Consider the following 20,209-nt stretch of genomic DNA (forward strand, 5'->3'; position numbering starts at 1 on the left):
GTGGCTGCCGGCGCCGGCCTCGGCCTTCATCCGCGCCGGCTCGTCCGACCGGCGGCCGACGTCGCACCGCCGTGGTCGGCCAGACCCGCAGCTGCGGGCACTCTGCGCCGGCCGGGCGGTCAGGCGGAGGCTCCCGGCGTCGATCTTGATTACGGCCCATGTCTCCGGGCAGCGTCATTCGCAGGACCGGCACACTGGACGTACGCGCTCCGGGTTCACCCGGACGGGTTCGTCAGGGCGTTGTCGGGGCGCTGGTGCGGGAAGGCTGGCGTGATGACGGTGCGGAGGCCTGGCGGCCAGTGAGGTGGGGACGATGGCAGTGGGGGCGAGTGGTGCCGACACCTCGGCCCGGGCGGCGCGGTTGTGGGCCCGGGCGGCCGTGGTGGCCGTCGTGGCGGCCGTCGTCGTGCTGCTTCTGGCGTTCGGAGGCGGAGGACTGCTGATCGTCGCGAGCGGTCTCGCCGCGCTGATCGTCTCGGCCGCGGGCATCTGGTGGACACTGGCCCACCGAGGGCCTCGGCGGTGGCTCGGCATCGTCCTGATGGTCGGCGCGCCCGTCGGATTGATCGTGCTGTTCGTACGGAGCGATCTGTGGTTGACCGCGCTCGTCGCGGTCGGCCTGTGGGGCGTGGCGCTGGCCTGCGCGCGGGCTGCCCTGCGGCGGCCGCACGCACATCACGTCATGCGGGCGGAGCACCGTAGGCCTCCGGAGCGGCCCGTCCTTCTGATGAATCCGGCCTCGGGTGATGGCAAGGTCGAGCGGTTCGACCTGGTGGGGAAGGCCGAGCGGCTCGGCGCACGGGTGGTGCTGCTCGAACCGGCCGGCGACTTCGACGTCACGGCCCTGGCCCGCAAGGCCGTCTCCGAGGGTGCGGATCTGCTCGGTGTCGCGGGTGGCGACGGTACGCAGGCCAAGGTCGCCGCGGTCGCCGCCGAGCACGACGTGGCGTTCATGGTCATCCCCGCGGGCACCCGCAACCACTTCGCCATGGACCTCGGCCTGGACCGTACAGATCCGTCGCGTACGCTCGGCGCACTCACGGACGGTGAGGAACTCCACGTCGATCTCGGCAGTGTGGACGGCCTGCCGTTCGTCAACACCGTGTCGTTCGGGGTGTACGCGCGGGTCGTGGAGCGCCCCGAGTACCGCGATGCCAAGGCGGAGACCGCTCTGGACGCCATGCCCGAGCTGCTTCACGAGTCCGGCCCACGGTTCGATGCCACCGCCGACAAGACCCGTCTGACGTCCCAGCAGGCGCTGCTGGTGAGCAACAACGCGTACGCCCGGCCGGACCCGCTCTCGGGCGGTCGCCGCCCACGCCTGGACCACGGACGGCTGGGAGTCATCGGCATACGAGTGGAAGGCGCGGCGCAGGCTGCGGAGCTCGCCTTGCGGGGCTCGCTCTCCGACAGTCTGAACGTCCTGACCGCCCACCGCGTCGAAGTGACCTGCGACGCCGAGACCATCCCGGTCGCCGTGGACGGTGAAGCGATCACGCTTCCCGTCCCGGTGACCTGCACCGTCCGACGCAGAGCGCTGCGGGTACGCGTGCCACGCGACCGGCCCGGGGCACCGCCGGTCGCTCCTCCGCTCGACTGGCGCCGTGTCATCACCCTGGCCTTCCGGGGGAAGGCCGGACGTGACTGAGCGGAGGGACGGGAGCCATCAACGAAATGAGAGGGCGATGAGCGAAGCACACGAGCAGGGGAAGACGCGAGCCGAGAAGGCCCGGCGTGCCGGGCGACGGTTCTCGGACGGAGTCACCTCCGTCCTCGCCGATCTGCGGGCCATCGACGGCGCCGTCTACGCCGCGGTCGCCGCGACACCCACACCAGCCCTGGACACGCGCCTGCGGCGGCTCTCCGCGGCGGCCGACCACTCCAAGATCTCCTTCGGGATCGCCGCCGCCCTCGCCCTGGCCCCCGGCCGGCCCCGGCGCGCCGCCGCCCTGGGCGTCGGAGCGGTCGCCATGGCCTCGGCCACGGCGAACCTGCTCGGCAAGCGTCTCGTACGCCGGTCCCGCCCCGACCGTGAGGCGGCCCGGGTCATCATCGACCGGCACGTCCCCATGCCCACCTCGGCCTCCTTCCCGTCCGGGCACACCGCCTCCGCCGTGGCCTTCGCGTCCGCCGTCGGCTATGTCCTGCCGCCCGCCGCCCTGCCTCTGACGGCCCTGGCCTGCGCCGTGGGCTACTCCCGGGTCCACACGGGCGTCCACTATCCGGGCGATGTGCTGGCGGGGGCCATCCTCGGCGCCACGACGGCCACGACCGTCCTCACCCTGGCCCTCACCCAGCAGAACACCATCAGGTTCCGGAGGTGACTTTGCATGATCATGCGAGATTATGCATACTCTTCCTATGTCTAAGGTCCTCACCTCCCTTCCTTCCGGCGAGCGCGTCGGAATCGCCTTCTCGGGCGGGCTCGACACGTCGGTCGCCGTCGCGTGGATGCGTGACAAGGGCGCCGTCCCGTGCACGTACACCGCCGACATCGGCCAGTACGACGAGCCCGACATCGCCTCCGTGCCCGGCCGCGCCAAGACCTACGGCGCCGAGATCGCACGGCTGGTCGACTGCCGCGCGGCGCTGGTCGAGGAGGGCCTGGCCGCGCTCACCTGCGGAGCGTTCCACATCCGCTCCGGCGGTCGTGCGTACTTCAACACCACGCCGCTCGGCCGCGCCGTCACGGGCACTCTCCTCGTGCGGGCGATGCTCGAGGACGACGTGCAGATCTGGGGCGACGGCTCGACATTCAAGGGCAACGACATCGAGCGGTTCTACCGCTACGGACTGCTCGCCAACCCGCACCTGCGGATCTACAAGCCCTGGCTCGACGCGGACTTCGTGACCGAGCTCGGCGGCCGCACGGAGATGTCCGAGTGGCTGCTCGCCCACGGTCTGCCCTACCGGGACAGCACCGAGAAGGCGTACTCCACCGACGCCAACATCTGGGGCGCCACCCACGAGGCGAAGATCCTGGAGCACCTCGACACCGGCGTGGAGACCGTGGAGCCGATCATGGGCGTCCGGTTCTGGGACCCGTCGGTGGAGATCGCCCCCGAGGACGTGACGATCGGCTTCGACCAGGGCCGGCCGGTGACGATCAACGGCAAGGAGTTCTCCTCCCCCGTCAGCCTGGTCATGGAGGCCAATGCCATCGGCGGCCGCCACGGCATGGGCATGTCCGACCAGATCGAGAACCGGATCATCGAGGCCAAGAGCCGCGGGATCTACGAGGCCCCCGGCATGGCCCTGCTGCACGCGGCGTACGAGCGCCTCGTCAACGCCATCCACAACGAGGACACCCTCGCCCAGTACCACAACGAGGGCCGGCGTCTCGGCCGGCTGATGTACGAGGGCCGCTGGCTCGACCCGCAGGCGCTGATGATCCGCGAGTCGCTGCAGCGGTGGGTCGGCGCGGCCGTCACGGGCGAGGTGACCCTGCGGCTGCGGCGCGGTGAGGACTACTCCATCCTCGACACCGCGGGTCCGGCGTTCAGCTACCACCCGGACAAGCTGTCCATGGAGCGCACCGAGGACTCCGCGTTCGGCCCCGTGGACCGGATCGGCCAGCTCACGATGCGTAACCTCGACATCGCCGACTCGCGCGCCAAGCTGGAGCAGTACGCCGGACTCGGCCTCATCGGCACCGCCAACCCGGCCATCGGCGCGGCCCAGGCCGCCGCGACCGGGCTGATCGGCACGATGCCGCACGGCGGCGCCGAGGCCATCGCCTCGCGCGGCGAGGTCTCCGGCATCGAAGAGCTGCTGGACCGGGCCGCCATGGAGTCCGGCACCGACTAGTCGGTGCGGCCACCGGCCGACCCGTACGAGGCCGTTCCGGCGCCCATCGGCGCCGGGACGGCCTCGCCGCGTCTACGCCTCCTTACGGCGACGTGTGGGGAGCAGGCGCAGGCGGCGGCGTGGTGGCTGGTCCGGAAGCCAGCCGAAGGCGAGCGAGCTGCCGACGAGGCCGAGGAGCAGGCCGATGAAGAATCCGCCGAGGTTCGAGGTGACCCAGGTCGCGAGCGAGGCCAGGACGGCGACGATCGAGTAGAAGAGGCGCTGGGGCGGGTTGAGGACGATCAGCGCCCCGCACACGATCATGATGACCGGCAGGACGTAGCCGACGAGGCTGTCGGCCCCCGCCGCGAGGATCACGGAGATGCTCGCCTGTTGGGTGAGGAGGATCTCGCCCCCGCCCAGCATGATCATGACCCCGGGGCCGAAGGGGCGGCGGTGCCGCCATCGGCCGAAGGCGCGCCAGGGGTGCCGGCCGGCGCCGCCCGGTGAGCCGGAAGCCGCTGGAGGCGGTGTCGCCGGTGATGCCGGTGTCCCCGACGGAGCCGATGCCCCCGGGGTCCCCGACGGAGCCGGTGTCGCCGGTGTCATCGTCAGCAGCCCTCGGAGTGGAAGCTCATGTGCAGGTCGGGCAGAGTGAAGCGGGTCGCGGTGGTGGCGTAGTTGGTCTGGTGCACGTCGGTGATGGTGACGGTGTCGGCCTGCTGGCCGAAGACGCCGAGCGGGCCCTTGACGGGCGGCTTGTCGAAGGTGCTGGCGTCCCCGCCGATCTCGATGTTGTCGAAGGCGGCGAGTTTGCCGGAGATCTCGGTGGAGTCCGTGGTCAGGCCGGTGGCCTTGACCGGGGTGCCCCTGTTGCCTGCCGTGATGCGCAGATGGGTGCCGCCGAGTTCCACGCTCTGGCAGAGGTTGGTGAGTTCGGCCTGGCGGATGGCGGTCACGATGACCAGGACCTGGCCGCCGGTGTCGCCGGCGTTCGGGCTGCCCTCGGGCATGGTGTCCAGGGCGCCGAACTGGCCGAAGCCGGTGCCCTTGAGCGTGTCGGCCTTCACCGTGAACGGCATGCCGGAGATGGCGAACTGGGCGGCGAGCGCGCCTTGGGCCGTCAGGACGACGAGGGTCGCGGCGATCGCGCAGGCGGGCGCCGCCATGAGGGCGGAGCGCCGGAAACGGACGCGGCCGCGCCGCCGGAGTTCCTCGCCCGGCGGTAAGGAGCGGGCGGGGGTGGACTCTTCGGGCAGGGCGGGGCCTTCGGACATGGCCATGAGGTGCTCCTGACAATCACGAGGAAACAGACCTGGTGGCGGTGGCGTCCTGGCGCGGACGGTCCCCGACCCCGCCCGGGTTCTCCTCGTGTCTGGTGCACGGAGGCGGCCGCGTGGCAGGGAACCGCCTGGACCGTAAGCCCGTCGTTACTGCCCAGTCAACTACCGTGCAGTAGATAGGTGTTGGTGATGCGCGAGGTGCGGGATGTCAGCTACAAGTGCGCCCGTCGGTCCCGTCTTCCCCGCCCGCAGCGGTACGGGCGCCGGTGAACGGCGCCACCACGACGTGCACCAGCGTGTCCAGCAGGCGCGGCAACTCTCCGGTCCGGCCCTCGTCGACCGCGCGGTGCACCGCCGCGTGGACGGCTCCGACGACGGTGTCCACCAGCTCCGCCCGTTCCACCCCCGGCGGTGCGGGCGGGGCGTCGACGAAGAACCGGCGGAAACTGGCCAGAAGTTCGGCCCGCGCGCGACGGCCTGCAGGCCCCGCCGACTCGATCTCGACGACCATCCGCGCGAACGCCGGGGTCTGCGACAGCAGCGCCAGCATCGTCCGCAGGCCGGCCCGTACGGCCGCCGGCCAGGAGGCCGCGCCGCCCGCTTCCTCGTACGGCCTCTGCATGGCCCGTACGACCATCTGCGTACCACTCCGGTACGCGGCGAGGACAGCGTCCTCCTTGCCCGTGAACAGGGCGTAGAACACGGGCCGGGTCACTCCGGCGGCCCGGCAGATGTCGCTGATCCGGGCACCGGCGTACCCGTGGGCCGCGACCATGCGGGCCACCCCGTCCAGCAGCCTTTCGCGCTGCCGCGACGCCACCTGTTCCGGCGTCAGCCGCCGGGGGCCGGGGCGCAGGGAGCGCTCCGGGTCGCGGCCCGTACGCGCGCCGGGCAGGGCCTGCCACTCCTCGGTCGGACGAGCACCCTTCACCGGCCACATCCCCCCGGGGCTGTTGACGTCACATACTCGACAGGTTTACAACCCTGATGGGTTTTCCTCTCGTGTGTGCGGCGGCGGCCCGGTCCTCCCGGGGACGCGGGTTACCCGGCACCGCACACCGGACAGCACCGCACACAGCACCGTGTATCACGCTCTCGTCGCGTCCCGCGACATCGTCGGGCCGATCCGTGGCGCCGGATCGGCCCGGCAAGGGATGCCCGTCGCTCTGCATGCCCTCTTCGAGCCGCACCCTTCCCCCGCCTCCGGCCGCCGTCGGCCACTCACGCGTGCCCGCACCGGGTGATGTCCCAGCATCCCCGGCAGAGCCGAGTTCCACCACCGCCACCCTGGTACGAAAGGACCCTCACCATGAACAAGCGTGCTTTATTCGCCTCCGCCGGAGCGGCTCTCGCCGCCGTCCTGGCCGTCACCCACCCGGCCAGTGCGGCCGGGACGGTGCTGACGACGGGCAGTGCGAGCGGCCCGTCCGTCGCTGTCGGCGACGTCCTCGCCGCCTCGCTCGCCTCCGGCACCACCGCCAAGATCGCCACCACCTCGGGCGGCAGCACCGGCATCACCTGCAACTCCTCCGCCTTCAGCGCCACCGTCACCAGCAACCCCGCCGCACCCGGCACGGCGACCGAGACACTGACGTCCCACACGCTGAGCACCTGCACGACCAACATCCTGGGAGCGACCGGCGTTCAGAGCATCACGGTCAACAACCTGCCCTACACCACGGCCGTCACCTCGGGCGGGGCGCTCACCGTGACCGCCGGCAGCACCGGTCCCATCCAGACCACGCTGAAGATCAACACGATCCTCGGTCTGACGACCTGCGTGTACCGCGCGACGAGCCTGACGGCGACCCCGTCGAACACCGACAACTCGCTCGCCTTCGCCAACCAGCAGTTCACGAAGGCCTCCGGCCCCGGCACCTGCCCGGCCAACGGCTTCTTCACCGCCAAGTACGGCCCGATCCAGGACACCACCCAGGGCGGTGCCCCGGTCTTCGTCAACTGATCCCGGGGCTCGGCGTCCCCGTTCCGTCCGGGAGCGCGCGTGACGCGTTCCCGGACGGCAGCCGTGCGACGGTCCACTTGGCCCGGGTGGACAGGTCGCTGAGCGACTTCGCCGACTCCTTGGCTATACCGGCGAGCAGGGGCCTGGCGTGCGTCATCGTCGCGCGGGCAAGTTCGTCGGCGCCCGCCTCCGCGGCGGCGAGGGTCAGTTCGAGGTGCTGTTCCGTGATCAGGCGACCGAGCCCGAGGCGCCTGCCCTGCGGGAACGCGTCGAGCGCCGACCGTGCCCGGTCCAGGGCGCGGGCCGCGGCCGGGAGGTCGCCCTTGCGCCGTTCCAGGCGGGCGAGGACGGAGGCCTCCCGGGCGCGGTCCTCCGGCGCGTCCTGGAGGGAGAGGAGGTTGAACTGGGCGCGGGCCGCCTGGGCGTGGTCGCCGAGGCGTTCCAGTGCGCGACTCAGGTCCCGGAGCCGATCGGCGTCCGGGCCGGTGTCGTCCAGCAGGCGGATGAGGGCGGTCCGGGCGTGCTCGACACGCCCCTGCCGCTGGGCGAGGTCGATCCAGACGAACTCGTTCTCCGGGCGCCGGGTCTCCTCGGTGCGGGCCCAGTCCACGGCCTCGGCGCTGGCGGTGATCTGGCCGCCCGTCGCCGCGCGCAGCAGCGGCACGTCGTCGTCCTGCCCGTACGAGCCGACCAGCATCGCTGCCAGCCACCGCTCCTCGAACCGCTCGGTCCGTACGTCGTTCTCGCGCTCCAGGAGGAACCGCAGAAGCGGCAGATCACCGTCGTGGCGGTCGGACCGTGCGGCGCGCAGCGCCCCCGCGCGCAGCACCGGATCGGCGGCCGCCTCTTCCCATACGGCGGGATCGCCGGAGCGCGACCGCTCCAGCGCCGCCCGTCCCGGGGCGAGAACGATGTCCCGCAGGGGCTGCCGGTAGGAATCCTCAAGCTGGTACGCACACAGTTCGACGGAGTTGAGCAGGAGGTGGTCGGGCTCGGTGCGCCTGGTGGCCGACTCGGCCAGGGCGTGGAGTTCGGTGAGCGGGCGGTCGGGCAGCCCCAGACCGGCCAGCAGCGCATCCCTCTGCGTGTCCAGTTCGGGGGCGAACTGCTCGCGGGCCTCGTCGTCCCCTTCTTGTACGGCGGCGAGCAGTCCTTCCTCGTCGAGCTCGGCGGAGACGTTCTCGCACCACCAGGGCAGCCGGACGAGGATCTCGAGCGCCTCGCTCACGGAGTCGGCGAGGAGCGAGGCGTGGCCGTCGGAGGAGGCGTGGAGCACGGCCGTTCCCCCGCACAGGAAGTACGTGCCGCCGGTGTCGTCGCCGGCGATCGGCTCCAGCGACGCGCCGGATGCCAGGTGGACCGCTTCCACGTGAGAGGCCCTGCTGATGTCGAAGTCGAAGGGAAACGCGGCCAGGTCGGCCAGGTCGGGGCGGGTACGCAGGAGCTCCAGTACGCGGTCGGTCATGCGCAGCCACCCTAGAGGAACCCCGAGGGGCCCACCCTGGCCCCTCGGGGGTCCTTGAGGGGCCCACCCGGGCCCCTAGAGGGCGGACCTCCCTAGGTCAGGCGCCACTTCTGGTTGGCCGCGCCTGTGCACGCCCAGATCTGGGCTCGTGTGCCGTTCGCCGAGGAGTGGTCCGAGGCGTCCAGGCATTTGCTGGCCGCCACGTTCACCAGGTCCGACGAGGCGGCTACGTGGCGCCATCTCTGGGCGCCCGTGCCGTTGCAGGTGTAGAGCTGGACCTTGGCGCCGTCCGACGTCGAGCCCCCGGTCACGTCCAGGCACTTGCCCAGCGCCCGGACCGTGCCGTCGGGGTGGACCGTCCAGTGCTGTGCGGCCGAGCCGTTGCAGTCCCAGAGCTGGACGGGCGTACCGTCCGCGTCGGCTCCGCCCGCGACGTCGAGGCACTTGCCTCCGAGACCGACGAGACCCTGGGTGGCGCTCTGGGTGCCCGCCCAGGTGAAGGTGGCGGAGGTCTTGCCCGGGAGGGTGTAGGTGAAGTGCTGCGCTCCCCAGTTGACCGTGACCGGCCGCGCGGTCGTGGAGTCGTTGTAGGCGATGAGCGCCTTCGAGCCGTCGGTGTTGCGCCAGGCGACGTTGGGCACGGTCGAGCCGGCGGTGGAGGCGATGCGCTGGGCGCCGGGCCGTACGAACTTCGTGAGGTGGCCCATGGTGTAGTACTCGATCGTGTAGTCGACCTGGCCGTGCCGCGAGTCGCCGTTGTGGACGGTGATCAGGCCGTCGCAGGTGCCGCATCCGCCGTTGTGCGGGCCGCGGTTCTGGTCGACCGCGAGGGACCACTTGGTCACCGACTTCGCCCAGTTGCGGGTGTAGTCGATGATGTTCATCATGTCCTCGCGCTGCTGGTTCGCGATCCAGGTGCCGCCCGAGTGCTCGGTCTGGAAGGCGTCCAGCTGCGGATAGCGGTCGTGGATCTCGGTCTGCTTGGCGACGTTGCCGCCGTAGCCGTGCCACGCGACGCCGCCGAAGTTCGGATGGCTGCGCACGGCGGGGTCGTCGACCGTCTGGGCGGCGTACGCGTCGTAGGTGTCCCAGTTCCAGTCGTGGGCGAGGACCTTGGTGGGCAGACCGGCGGACCGGAGCTTGGGCAGCAGCTCGCTCTTGGTGAAGTAGGCGAGGCCGGAGGCGTTCCAGCTCATCGACGGGTAGCCGGAACAGCAGGTCGGTTCGTTCTGGGCGGTGACGTAGTCGACGGGGACGCCCTGGTCGCGCCAGCCCTGGAGGTACTTGACGAAGTAGTCGGCGTACGTGCCGTAGTTCTCGGCCTTCAGCCAGCCGCCGTTCAGCTGCCCGCTGTCCTTCATCCAGGCGGGGGCGGTCCAGGGGGAGGCGACGAGCGTGAGCGCCGGGTTGAGCTGCTTGGCCTGCTTGGTGAGCGGCAGGACGTCCTGAAGGTCGTGGGCGAGGGAGAAGCGCGTGAGGGCGGGGTCGGTCTGGCCGGCCGGCAGGTCGTTGTACGTGTAGCCGAAGCGGGCCAGGTCGGAGCCGCCCATCGGGTTGCGTACGAAGGAGAGGCCGATGCCCTCGGTCGGTGAGAAGAGCTTCTTCATCGTCGCGTCCCGGGTGGCCTGGGACAGGGCGCCGGAGCTTTTCATCAGCCAGGCGGCGGTGTCGGTGAACGAGGCGCCGCCGCCGGAGAAGGTCTGGTAGCGGGTGTTCTCGTCGACGGTGAGGGTCGTGCCGCTGCCGCCGTTTCCGGCCTGGAAGTTGATCGGGGTCTGCGGCTGGAGTCCGCGGGTGACGTGGCGGCCGCCGGCGTCGTCGGTGGTGGTCAGCCAGATGTTCACCTGCTCGGCTGCGGCCTGTGCGGGGGCGGCGGAGAGGCCGCTGAGGGCGGTGAGGCCGGATGCCGCGAGGGCGCCGGCGAGGAGCGTTCTCATCAGCCGGCGGGGAGCCTGTGGCCTGTGGTTCGGACGGAGCATGTCGGGTGCCCTTCTCGGCAGGGTGTGGGGGAGGTCCGAGAATCCGATCGCGGGTCGGGCCTGTGCGCGCCGACCGCACAGGCCCGACCGGAGACGAGTCGCGTTTCGAATCGGATCGAGTCGGTTCGAGCCGTGTCGCGGCGTCGCAGCGCATCGCGTCGAATCGAGTCGAGAGTGAACTGGGCATCGGGGCGGCCGTCAAGGTGTCACGCATTCAAATCCTGAACGCATGGCTGGAGTTGTCGGGAACGGAGAGGAGTTTGGGACGTTCACGGTGTGAACTCTTGACGGCGGAGCAGGGTGGCGGTTGACTCACCGCACCGCGCCGGAACCGGTTCCGGAAGCGGTTCCGACACCGATGTCAGTCCCTCGCCACGGAGGCCCCCGATGCGTGTCACGATCGCCGACGTCGCACGTCAGGCGGGCGTCAGCAAGACGACGGTCTCCCGGGTCCTGAACACCGGGGCCGAGGTCGACTCCGCCACGGCCGCCCGTGTTCGCGAAGTGATCGATGTGCTCGGCTACGTCCCCAGCTCAGGGGCCGTCGGCCTGGCTCGTGGCAGCAGCCGTACGATCGGCATGCTGACGCCCTCCCTCACCTGGCCGTGGATGGGCGAGGTCCTCCAGGGGGTCGTCGACACCGTAGAAGCCGCCGGATACGGCATGTTGCTCTTCACCTGCAACCGGGGCGCCGACTCCGTCCGCCACTTCGCCGGCCAGGTCTCGGCCAGAGCGTTCGACGGGCTCCTCGTCGTCGAACCGGAGGGCACCCTCGACACGATCACGGCGATGCACCGGCGCGGTCTGCCCGTCGTCCTCATCGACGACCGCGGTCACCACCCGGCGTTCCCCTCGGTCGCCACCACCAATCGGGCCGGAGGCGCGGCCGCCGCGGACCATCTGCTCTCCTCGGGGCGAACGCGACCGCTCGTCGTCTCGGGCCGTCGCGACTTCGGCTGCGTACGCGACCGGCTGGAGGGGTTCCGCGAGGTCCTGCCCACCGAGCTGGTCGTCGAGGGCGAGTTCACCGAGGACACGGGCCGCGCGGCCGTCCGGCGGGCCCTGGCCGAGGGCAGGGACTTCGACTGCGTCTTCGCGCACAACGACCTCATCGCGGCGGGCGTCCTGGGTGCCCTGCGGGAGGCCGGGCGCAGCGTCCCCGAGGACGTCGCCGTCGTCGGCTTCGACGACATTCCCATGGCCCGGCACACCGAACCGGCGCTGACCACGATCCGCCAGCCCATGCGCCGGATGGGCGAGACCGCCGCCGCGATGCTCCTCGCCGGCCTTGCCGGCGAGCCGATCCCGCGTGAGCCGGTCGTCCTGCCCACCGAACTCGTCGTCCGGCGCTCGGCGCCCACGCCCGGGTGAGCGGGCGCGCGATCCGGTAGCCCGCGGATCCGGTACGTCCTCCCCCGATCCGGTACGTCCTCGATCCTGCACGTCCCTGTTCCGGTACCTCCCCCGTACGTCCCGGTGCCTCCCGATCCCGTACGTCCCTGGCCCGGTACCTCCTCCATCCGGTACGTCCCCGTCCCGGTACGCCCCTGTCCCGCACAAGGAGCCGCAATGCCACGAACCACGGCGGTGATCGCCGTCACCGCTCTGCTCGGCACTCTGCTCACCGGAGCCCTGCCGAGCGCCGCCGCCGACGAGCCCCCGCCCGCGCCGGTGGCCGTCGACCGGTTCGAGGGGGAGATCCCCTTCGCGAACCCGCCCGCGGAGGGCCTCTTCACCTGGGGCAGTGACGCCGACGACCCGCCGAAGCTGCGGATCGCCGAGCGGGCGGACGCCCCGGAGGGCGCCAAGGTCCTCGAAGGCGACTACGACATCAGCGGCTGGGGCGGGTTCAGTCACGACTTCGCCTTCGACAAGCCCGCCCACGACTGGACCGCGTCCAAGGGCATCCGCTTCTGGTGGTACGGCCAGAACACCGCTCCCCTGCCGCCCGGTTCGGGCAAGCGCATCCACTTCGAGCTCAAGGACGGCGGCGCGAACGGCGAGGCGTCCGAGCTGTGGACCACGTCGTTCACGGACGACTGGGAGGGCTGGCACCTCGTCGAGATCCCGTTCTCCGAGTTCCAGTACCGCGCCGACTACCAGCCGGTGGGCGGGATCGACCAGGTCCTCGGGCTCGACGAGATGTGGGGGTACGCCCTCACCCTGCCGCCCGGCTCCCCCGGCTCGTTCGCCCTGGACGGCGTGGAGCTCTACGGCAAGGCCGAGCCGGCCCTGAACACCAAGGTCGTCACCGAGACCGTCGTCCATCCGGTCGGTGAGGGCGGAACCGCCGAGGTGAAGGTCTCCGTCGCCGCGACCGGCTCCACCCCGCTCGCCGAGCCGGTCACCGTCACGTACGCAACCGAGGGCGGCAGCGCGCAGGCCGGCGCCGACTACACGCCGGTCACCGGCTCCCTCACCTTCCCGGCCGGTACGCCCTCCGGCGCGTCCCGGTCGATCGCCGTGGCCACGAAGAAGGACCGTTCCGCGGAGTCGGCCGAGACGATCCCGCTCGTCCTGAGCGTGACCGGCGCCAAGGCGCCCGCGGAGAACCCGCTCGTCGTCGTGGACGCCCATGGCCTGCCGTACCTGGACCCGAAGCTTCCGGTGAAGAAGCGGGTCGCCGATCTGCTCGGGCGGATGTCGCTCGCGGAGAAGGCCGGTCAGATGACGCAGGCCGAGCGCAACGCGCTGCGGTCGCCGGGCGACACCGCCTCCTACGACCTCGGCTCGCTGCTCTCCGGCGGTGGGTCGGTGCCCTCCCCCAACACGCCCGCGGCCTGGGCGAAGATGATCGACTCCTACCAGCTGCGCGCGCAGGCGACCCGCTTCCAGATCCCGCTGATCTACGGTGTGGACGCGGTGCACGGCCACAACAACGTCGTCGGCTCGACGATCATGCCGCACAACATCGGCATCGGCGCGTCCCGTGATCCGAAGGTCGCCGAGCGGACCGGCGCGGTGACGGCGAAGGAGGTGCGGGCCACGGGCATCCCGTGGGACTTCGCTCCCTGCCTGTGTGTCACGCGCGACGAGCGCTGGGGACGTTCCTACGAGGCGTTCGGCGAGGACCCGGCCCTGGTGACCGCCATGGAGACCGTGATCAACGGGATGCAGGGCGCGCGGGACGGCCGTGACCTCGACCGTAACGACAAGGTGCTCACCAGCGCGAAGCACTTCGTGGGCGACGGCGGCACGGAGTTCGGGTCCTCGACCACCGGCTCGTACACGATCGACCAGGGCGTCACGAAGGTCACCCGGGAAGAGCTGGAGGCGGTGCATCTCGCGCCGTTCGCCGAGGCGGTGAAGCGCGGGGCGGGCACGGTCATGCCGTCGTACTCCTCGCTCGACATCCTGGGCGACGACCAGGGCCCGGTGAAGATGCACGCCAACGCCCAGATGATCAACGGTGTCCTCAAGGAGCGCATGGGCTTCGACGGATTCGTGATCAGCGACTGGCAGGCCATCGACCAGATCCCGGGCGACTACCCCAGCGACGTGCGGACGTCGGTCAACGCCGGACTCGACATGATCATGGTGCCGACGAACTACCAGGACTTCACGCGGACACTCAAGGACGAGGTGACGGCCGGGCGCATCGGCCGGGCACGGATCGACGACGCGGTGGCGCGGATCCTGACGCAGAAGTTCAAGCTGGGTCTCTTCGAACAGCCCTACGCGGACACCTCCCGTCTCGGCGAGATCGGTTCCGCGGGGCATCGTGCGGTGGCGCGCGAGGCGGTCGCCAAGTCCCAGGTGCTGCTGAAGAACGTGGGCGGGGTGCTGCCGCTGAAGAAGTCCCAGAAGGTGTACGTCGCCGGTTCCAACGCCGATGACATCGGCAACCAGGCGGGCGGCTGGACCATCAGCTGGCAGGGTTCGTCCGGGCGGACGACTCCCGGTACGACGATTCTCGAAGGGATGCGGAAGGCGGCGCCTGACGCGGAGATCGCGTACTCCAAGGACGCCTCGGCAGCCACGGACGGCTTCGACGTGGGTGTGGTCGTCGTCGGCGAGACGCCGTACGCCGAGGGGTTCGGTGACGTGGGCAACGGCAACGACCTCGAACTGACCGCCGCCGACAAGGCCGCCGTCGACAAGGTCTGCGCCGCGATGACGTGTGCCGTCCTGGTCGTCTCGGGCCGCCCGCAGCTCATCGGTGACCGTCTCGGCGCGATCGACGCCCTGGTCGCCTCGTGGCTGCCGGGCACGGAGGGCGACGGCGTGGCGGACGTGCTCTACGGTGCGCGTCCGTTCACCGGGCAGCTGCCGGTCACCTGGCCGAAGTCCGAGGCGCAGCTGCCGGTCAACGTCGGCGACTCGGCGTACGATCCGCAGTTCCCGTACGGCTGGGGGCTGACCACACTCACGGCCGCTCCGTCTGGTGGGGATTCCGCGCTGCGGGCCATCGGCGTGGCCGCGAAGGTCCTCCAGGCGACGGGCCACGGCACCTCGGCGGAAGGCAGGGCGCTGCTCGCGAAGGCCCGGATGATCGTCCAGGAGAAGGTCGGGCAGAACGTCACGGAGGCGACGGCGAAGCCGTTCGCCGAGGCCGACCACCTGCTGCTGACGGGTGATCTGACGGGCGCGGTGGCGAAGCTGAGGGCGGCGTACAAGGCAGCCGGCTGACGCGTTCGCGAGCGAGCCAGGGGGTGGGGGTGGGCGTGCGGCCTGCTCCCACCCCGTCGACCTTCTGCGGGCCTCGTTACGCAGGGACGGCCGGCCCGCCGCCGGTGGGCCATCGTCCGACGGTGAGGGCGCCCGCTTCCCGTCGGACCTCCACGATGCCCGTGCCGTTGAAGTGGGCGGGGACGACCAGTTCCCGTTCGGTGGCGGCTCGTTCGAGGATCCGTCGGCGGCTGGTGACGGCCGCCGCCGGGTCCAGGCAGAAGCAGCTGTTGCAGGACGGGCTGAGGATCTGCACCGGGCTGTGCAGGAGGTCGCCGACGAAGACCGCACGGTCGACACCGGACGCGAGCCGCAGCACGGCGGAGCCGGGGGTGTGGCCGGGCGCGGATTCCAGGGTGAGGTGCTCGTCGATCCGGTGCGTGCCGTCCCACAGGACGGCCTGGCCGGAACGGTGCACGGGCGCGATGCTGTCCTCGTACACGAGCCGGTCGTCGGGGTGCCGCCCGCTCCCCTGGATGTTGTCCGGGCCGAAGTGGACGTCGTCGGCGGCCGGGACGAGGTACCGCGCGTGAGGGAAGGTCGGGACCCACTCGCCCTCGGCATCGGTGGTGTTCCAGCCGACGTGGTCGGCGTGGATGTGGGTGTTGACGACGATGTCGACGTCCTCGGGCCGGATGCCGGCGCGTGCCAGGCCTCCCAGGAAGTCGCCCTGCCAGTGGTGGAACGCGGGCGAGCCGGGCCGCTCGCGCCCGTTGCCCACTCCGGTGTCGATCAGGACGGTCCGTCCGGCGCTGCGGAGGACCCAGGTCTGGAGCGCCATTACGGCGCTGTCGGTGTCCGGATCCCAGTGGTCCGGGGCGAGCCACTCCTCGTTGGCGCGCCACAGGTCGGTTCCGGACTCGGGGACCAGGCCGCGGGCCGGGGCGAACGCGCCTCGCCATTCGACGATCCGGATGACCTCGACGTCTCCCAGCATCATGCGCTGCGGGCTCTGCGTGGTGTTCATGCCCTCGACCCTAGGGAGCCTCGGTGAGGCTCTCAATGCGTGTTCTGCTCCTGTGGATACGCATACGTCTCATGCATGATGCCGGAGATACCGTGTCGCCATGGATGTGGTGAGCGACGCGATCGCGACCGTACGGATGGGGCAGGCGGCGTCCGACCGGGTGCGGGTGAGCGGGAGTTGGTGCGCGCGGTTCGCTCCGTACGACGGCGCGGGCTTCCATGTGGTGCTGGAGGGAGGCTGCTGGCTGCTTCCTGACGGCGGTTCACCGGTCTCGCTCGGTGTCGGGGACGCGGTGCTGCTGCCGCACGGTACGGGGCATGTGATCGCCGACTCCCCAGCCGACGAGGCGACCGTCGCGCGGGCGATGCCCTTCGAGCGCTGGACGGGCGGCCCGCCGGGCCCGCGCCGACCGGCCCCGTCCGCGCCAGGAGGGGTGGAGCTGCTGTGCGGCAAGTACCTCCTCGACCACAGCCGCGTCCACCCCCTCATGGCGGAGCTGCCCACCGTCGTCCATCTGCCGAACCGGGTGGGGGACCATCCCGAACTGCGCGCCGCCATCGATCTGCTGGGCGGCGAGCTGACCGCGGGGCGTCCCGGGTCCGGGATCGCCGTGCCGAGCCTGGTCGACCTGCTGCTCGTATACATGATCCGGGCCTGGGTGGCTCTGGGCAGCGGTGGTGCGTGGTCGGCGGTCCTGGGCGACCCCGTGACGGCCGCCGCGCTGCGTGCGCTGCACGCAGACCCGGCCGCCGCGTGGACCAACGACCGGCTGGCCGCGGAGGCGGGGGTCTCGCGGCCCACTCTGGCGCGCCGCTTCACGTCGCTGGTGGGCCGACCGCCGATGGCGTACCTCACCTGGTGGCGGCTGACCCTGGCCGCCACGGCGTTGCGCGACACCCAGGACTCCCTGGCCGCGATCGCCCGCCGTGTCGGCTACGGGACGCCGTACGCGCTCTCGCACGCCTTCAGCCGCGAATTCGGTACGACTCCGGGGCGGTACCGGGCACGGGCGGTGGCCGGCGGCGAGCGACAGCCGGACGAGGGGGCCGGGCGAGGTGCAGGTCCCGTGCGGGGGAAGGGAGTTGTGCGTTAACCGCGTGTGAACGAGGAATTTCCTACCGACCGGTAGACATGGCGTCGCGCAGGCATGAATCTAGTCGCGAACACGCCAAACCGTCGTGTTCGTCCCGGCACGTCCTCCCGGGCGCGCCGCCGTCCACAGGAGACCCCCCACATGCATCGCCACACCCTCCGCGTCAGAACGGCCCTGTCCGCCGCCGCGGCAGTCGGCATCCTGTTCGCCTCCCCGGCCACGGCCATGGCCGCGCCCGCGGCATCCGCGCCGTCCGCGGCTCCCGTCGCCGTGACCGCCGCGTCCACGGGCGGGGTCGCCGACCTCGCCGGTGTCGACTACGGCACCTGGCGGCGCGACGTCAAGGCGGTCGTCGACCAGGCCCGGCCGTACATCGAGGAGCGCAGCGCGAACCCCGGCGGCGCGAAGCAGGCGATCGTCCTCGACATCGACAACACCTCGCTGGAGACGGACTTCCACTTCTTCCTGCACCTGCCGACCCCGGCCGTGCAGGACGTCCGCGACCTCGCCCGCTACGCGCACTCCCGCGGTGTGGCCGTCTTCTTCGTCACCGCGCGCCCCGGCATCATCCACGCGCTCACCCAGTACAACCTGAAGGCCGTGGGGTACCCCGTGTCCGGGCTGTACGTGCGCAGCCTGCCCGACCTCTTCGAAGAGGTGAGCACGTACAAGACGGCCAAGCGCGCCGAGATCGAGGCACGCGGCTACACGATCATCGCGAACATCGGCAACCGGCCCACCGACTTCGTCGGCGGTCACGCCGAGCGGACGTTCAAGCTGCCGGACTACGACGGCAAGCTCTCCTGACTCCGCCCGCGCCCCCGGCCCCGCCCGCTCACGCGGGTGCCAGGTCCGGGGGCGCACCCCTGCCCGGGGTCACAGCATCCGACCGAGCAGCCGGTCCCGGACGAAGAGCTGATGGCGCGCCACGAGCCCGACGTGCAGCGCGAGCGCTGCGAAGAAGAGCACGTGAGCGGTGATGTGTACGCCGAGCAGGTCGTCATCGCCCGAGGCGAGGAGCCAGAGGCCGCTCGCCGGCACGACGAGGGTGAGGGCGAGCAGCGCGTACTCCGTCCAGTGGGCCAGGCTCCGTTCGAAGGGGCTGAGCGTGGGCGCCCACGGCGGGAGTGGCGTCGCGATCCGCCAGCCGAGCCGGAGCAGCCCGAGGGCGAGAACGGTGAGGCCGAGCAGAACGTGTGCGGTGAAGAGGGGGTCGTCGCCGAAGGCGTCGTACTCCCCGCCTCTGCCCCGGCCGTGCCCGCTGCCCGACCCCTGGCCCCGCCCGCGCCCGTGGCCGCTGGAGACGTCCGCGAGCAGGTAGCCGATCGTGAACTGCGCGGCCATCGCCGCGGCGGTCGACCAGTGCAGCACCTTGGTGACGAGGCCGTAGCCCCATGGTCCGTTGCGCAGTCTCACCGGCTCCTGCGGTGGCGTCGTCATCCCCGCAGTCTGGCATCGGCGGCCTGTTCGAACCCAGAAACCGCTACGCGAGGTGTGTCAGACGTGTGTGCCAGAGTGGGCGCATGCCCGACGCCCTGATCAGTGATGCCGCCTCGCCGTCGTGGGCGGTCAGGGCCGCCGCCGGCCGGCGTCTGGCGCCGTACGCCGAGGACGCCGTCGTGGCCGCGGTGCTGCGGCTGCTGCTCCTGGACGATCACGACACGTACGTCACCCAGGAGACGGCCGAGGCGCTGCTCGAGCGGTGGGACGTCGTCGGCCTGCGCCTGGTCCTGGCGGCCGACGCCGTCGCGGACGGCGACGCCGGCGACCACCTGCGCGCCGCGATCCTCAACGTGTGCCTTCAGTCCGACGAAGACGAGGAGCGGTTGGACGCGCTCTGCGCGGCGCTGGCGTCGGACGTCGATCCTGACGTGCGGGCGGCGGCCCGAAGCATGCTCGCACCGTGACCGGTACGGGGGTCGTGCCCGGCCGCCCTGCCCCGGCCGCCCCGCTCCGGCCCGTCAGCAGGTCGCGCGGACGTAGCCGGTTCGGCCCGCGGGGCGGACATCGGTGTCGCGCAGAACGATGGAGAGGGTCTCGCCCCAGCGCCCGCAGGCCCGCGAAAGGCCCTCGGGCTCGTACTCGATGACGAGTACCCGGTTGTCGAAGGCGGTGGCGTACGCCTCGCACTCGTCGTACTGGCCGCATTCCTCCGCGACCGCGAAATCGAAGCCGAGCTTCCGGCCCTGCTGCGCGAGATCGGCGGCGTTCTTCTGCCCGATCGCGAGTCCGGCCGCGTGGGCGCGGGCGACGAGCAGCCGGGCGAAGGCGAGGTCGTGTTCGGGCGTGAGACGGCCTTGGGAGCGCTCGTACGAGTCGAGGTTGTCCGCCTCGACCGCCTGGTAGCCGGCGGTGGCGCAACCGTCGATCCATGCACCGACGATCCCGGCGAGCCGCTCGCGCTTGGCCGGTGTGGAGACGTCGAACAGGGCCTCGTCCCAGTCCTGGTCGACGACCGGGTCGCCTGCGGCAGTCCGGAGGATGAGGTCGGGGTGGTTCTCCTCCCACCAGTCGGTGGCGTCCGGTTGGGCCTGGAAGGCATTGACGTAGCAGATGTTGTAGAGCCCGTCCGCCGGCTTCGCCGTGCGGTCGCGGGAGACCGCTCCGACTCCTGGGGGCGGCGGATAGGGGCCGCCGATCTGGTAGTCGAATCCGACGTGGGGCTCGGGCGGGACGACCGCACCGGCGGATGAGCGGGGCGGGGAGGAAGGGGCGGAGTCGCCGTCACCTCCGTCACCGGACGACACGCAGCCGGCCGCCGAGGCGGCGAGGACGCCGACCAGAGCAAGGGCCGACAGCGCGCTGCGAAGGGGGCGGGATGCGCGGGCGATCACGGTGCGGGGCTCCTGGTCATCGTGTCCTCGGGGCGGCGCACGGCCGCCCGCGAGTCCTACGGTACGGGCGCGTTCCGGTCCGGCCCGCATCGGCCTGCCGGATGCCACGAGAACGGCCCGAGAACGTCTGAGCGCGTTTCACCTGCACCCGCCACTCACATATCTGAACAT

General features: G+C 71.4%; 17 protein-coding genes. 9 read left to right on the plus strand and 8 right to left on the minus strand.

The genetic code is table 11. The features are described from left to right. The first annotated feature begins 313 nt into the window (after window positions 1–313). Genes ACFY8U_RS07390 through argG form a run of 3 tightly spaced genes read left to right on the plus strand, consistent with a single transcriptional unit; the run spans window position 314 to window position 3,807 of the window. Entirely contained in the window at window positions 314–1,648 is a 1,335-nt protein-coding gene (locus ACFY8U_RS07390) for a diacylglycerol/lipid kinase family protein (RefSeq protein WP_389566875.1), read from the plus strand. Between the two features lie 37 nt (window positions 1,649–1,685). Next, window positions 1,686–2,324 carry a phosphatase PAP2 family protein gene (locus ACFY8U_RS07395; RefSeq protein WP_389566878.1) on the plus strand — a complete coding sequence of 213 codons (639 nt, stop codon included), beginning with the start codon at window positions 1,686–1,688 and terminating at the stop codon, window positions 2,322–2,324. Window positions 2,325–2,361: 37 nt separating this feature from the next. After that, window positions 2,362–3,807 carry an argininosuccinate synthase gene (gene argG, locus ACFY8U_RS07400; protein WP_361445625.1) on the plus strand — a complete coding sequence of 482 codons (1,446 nt, stop codon included), beginning with the start codon at window positions 2,362–2,364 and terminating at the stop codon, window positions 3,805–3,807. A gap of 72 nt (window positions 3,808–3,879) precedes the next feature. On the opposite strand, the gene ACFY8U_RS07405 is transcribed toward argG, so the two are convergent. From ACFY8U_RS07405 to ACFY8U_RS07415, 3 genes are all read right to left on the minus strand, one after another. Continuing rightward, window positions 3,880–4,212 (minus strand): DUF6114 domain-containing protein, encoded by a 333-nt coding sequence (locus tag ACFY8U_RS07405; RefSeq protein ID WP_389566882.1) that lies wholly within the window; start codon window positions 4,210–4,212, stop codon window positions 3,880–3,882. A 185-nt stretch (window positions 4,213–4,397) separates the two neighbouring features. Then, window positions 4,398–5,069: a DUF6230 family protein gene (locus tag ACFY8U_RS07410; RefSeq protein WP_389566884.1), complete on the minus strand. Its 672-nt coding sequence runs from the start codon at window positions 5,067–5,069 to the stop codon at window positions 4,398–4,400. A 208-nt stretch (window positions 5,070–5,277) separates the two neighbouring features. Continuing rightward, window positions 5,278–6,000 (minus strand): TetR/AcrR family transcriptional regulator, encoded by a 723-nt coding sequence (locus ACFY8U_RS07415; RefSeq protein WP_389566887.1) that lies wholly within the window; start codon window positions 5,998–6,000, stop codon window positions 5,278–5,280. A 378-nt stretch (window positions 6,001–6,378) separates the two neighbouring features. Between ACFY8U_RS07415 and ACFY8U_RS07420 the strand changes: the two genes are divergently transcribed. Continuing rightward, window positions 6,379–7,032, plus strand: coding sequence for a Tat pathway signal sequence domain protein (locus tag ACFY8U_RS07420; protein WP_389566890.1), 654 nt, complete (start codon window positions 6,379–6,381; stop codon window positions 7,030–7,032). On the opposite strand, the gene ACFY8U_RS07425 is transcribed toward ACFY8U_RS07420, so the two are convergent. Both ACFY8U_RS07425 and ACFY8U_RS07430 read right to left on the minus strand, forming a co-directional pair. Further along, window positions 7,025–8,497: a hypothetical protein gene (locus ACFY8U_RS07425; protein WP_389566892.1), complete on the minus strand. Its 1,473-nt coding sequence runs from the start codon at window positions 8,495–8,497 to the stop codon at window positions 7,025–7,027. The genes ACFY8U_RS07420 and ACFY8U_RS07425 overlap by 8 nt on opposite strands. 92 nt (window positions 8,498–8,589) lie before the next feature. Then, window positions 8,590–10,434, minus strand: a complete 1,845-nt coding sequence (locus ACFY8U_RS07430; RefSeq protein WP_389566896.1) for a ricin-type beta-trefoil lectin domain protein — start codon at window positions 10,432–10,434, stop codon at window positions 8,590–8,592. A 429-nt stretch (window positions 10,435–10,863) separates the two neighbouring features. On the opposite strand from ACFY8U_RS07430, the gene ACFY8U_RS07435 reads away from it, so the two are divergent. After that, a complete protein-coding gene (locus ACFY8U_RS07435; protein WP_389566899.1) occupies window positions 10,864–11,847 on the plus strand; it encodes a LacI family DNA-binding transcriptional regulator in 984 nt (327 codons plus the stop codon). A gap of 198 nt (window positions 11,848–12,045) precedes the next feature. Continuing rightward, window positions 12,046–15,105 carry a glycoside hydrolase family 3 N-terminal domain-containing protein gene (locus tag ACFY8U_RS07440; protein ID WP_389566902.1) on the plus strand — a complete coding sequence of 1,020 codons (3,060 nt, stop codon included), beginning with the start codon at window positions 12,046–12,048 and terminating at the stop codon, window positions 15,103–15,105. A gap of 76 nt (window positions 15,106–15,181) precedes the next feature. On the opposite strand, the gene ACFY8U_RS07445 is transcribed toward ACFY8U_RS07440, so the two are convergent. Beyond that, the gene (locus ACFY8U_RS07445) at window positions 15,182–16,111 is read right to left on the minus strand and encodes an MBL fold metallo-hydrolase (RefSeq protein WP_389566904.1); all 930 of its coding nucleotides are present in this window, start codon (window positions 16,109–16,111) and stop codon (window positions 15,182–15,184) included. A 100-nt stretch (window positions 16,112–16,211) separates the two neighbouring features. Here ACFY8U_RS07445 and ACFY8U_RS07450 point away from each other — a divergent pair, with 100 nt between their 5' ends. Together ACFY8U_RS07450 and ACFY8U_RS07455 are read left to right on the plus strand one after the other, a co-directional pair. Beyond that, entirely contained in the window at window positions 16,212–17,204 is a 993-nt protein-coding gene (locus tag ACFY8U_RS07450; RefSeq protein ID WP_389566907.1) for an AraC family transcriptional regulator, read from the plus strand. 141 nt (window positions 17,205–17,345) lie between these two features. Then, window positions 17,346–18,011 (plus strand): HAD family acid phosphatase, encoded by a 666-nt coding sequence (locus ACFY8U_RS07455; RefSeq protein WP_389566909.1) that lies wholly within the window; start codon window positions 17,346–17,348, stop codon window positions 18,009–18,011. 69 nt (window positions 18,012–18,080) lie between these two features. On the opposite strand, the gene ACFY8U_RS07460 is transcribed toward ACFY8U_RS07455, so the two are convergent. Then, the gene (locus ACFY8U_RS07460; RefSeq protein ID WP_389566912.1) at window positions 18,081–18,644 is read right to left on the minus strand and encodes a cytochrome b; all 564 of its coding nucleotides are present in this window, start codon (window positions 18,642–18,644) and stop codon (window positions 18,081–18,083) included. A gap of 83 nt (window positions 18,645–18,727) precedes the next feature. Between ACFY8U_RS07460 and ACFY8U_RS07465 the strand changes: the two genes are divergently transcribed. Next, window positions 18,728–19,111: a hypothetical protein gene (locus ACFY8U_RS07465; RefSeq protein WP_389566915.1), complete on the plus strand. Its 384-nt coding sequence runs from the start codon at window positions 18,728–18,730 to the stop codon at window positions 19,109–19,111. A gap of 54 nt (window positions 19,112–19,165) precedes the next feature. Here the strand turns inward: ACFY8U_RS07465 and ACFY8U_RS07470 are convergent, their stop codons facing one another. Beyond that, a complete protein-coding gene (locus tag ACFY8U_RS07470; RefSeq protein WP_389566917.1) occupies window positions 19,166–20,038 on the minus strand; it encodes an endo alpha-1,4 polygalactosaminidase in 873 nt (290 codons plus the stop codon). Window positions 20,039–20,209: the final 171 nt, after the last annotated feature.

It is taken from the genome of Streptomyces sp. NPDC012508, assembly GCF_042902595.1.
In the GTDB taxonomy this organism is placed as follows: domain Bacteria; phylum Actinomycetota; class Actinomycetes; order Streptomycetales; family Streptomycetaceae; genus Streptomyces.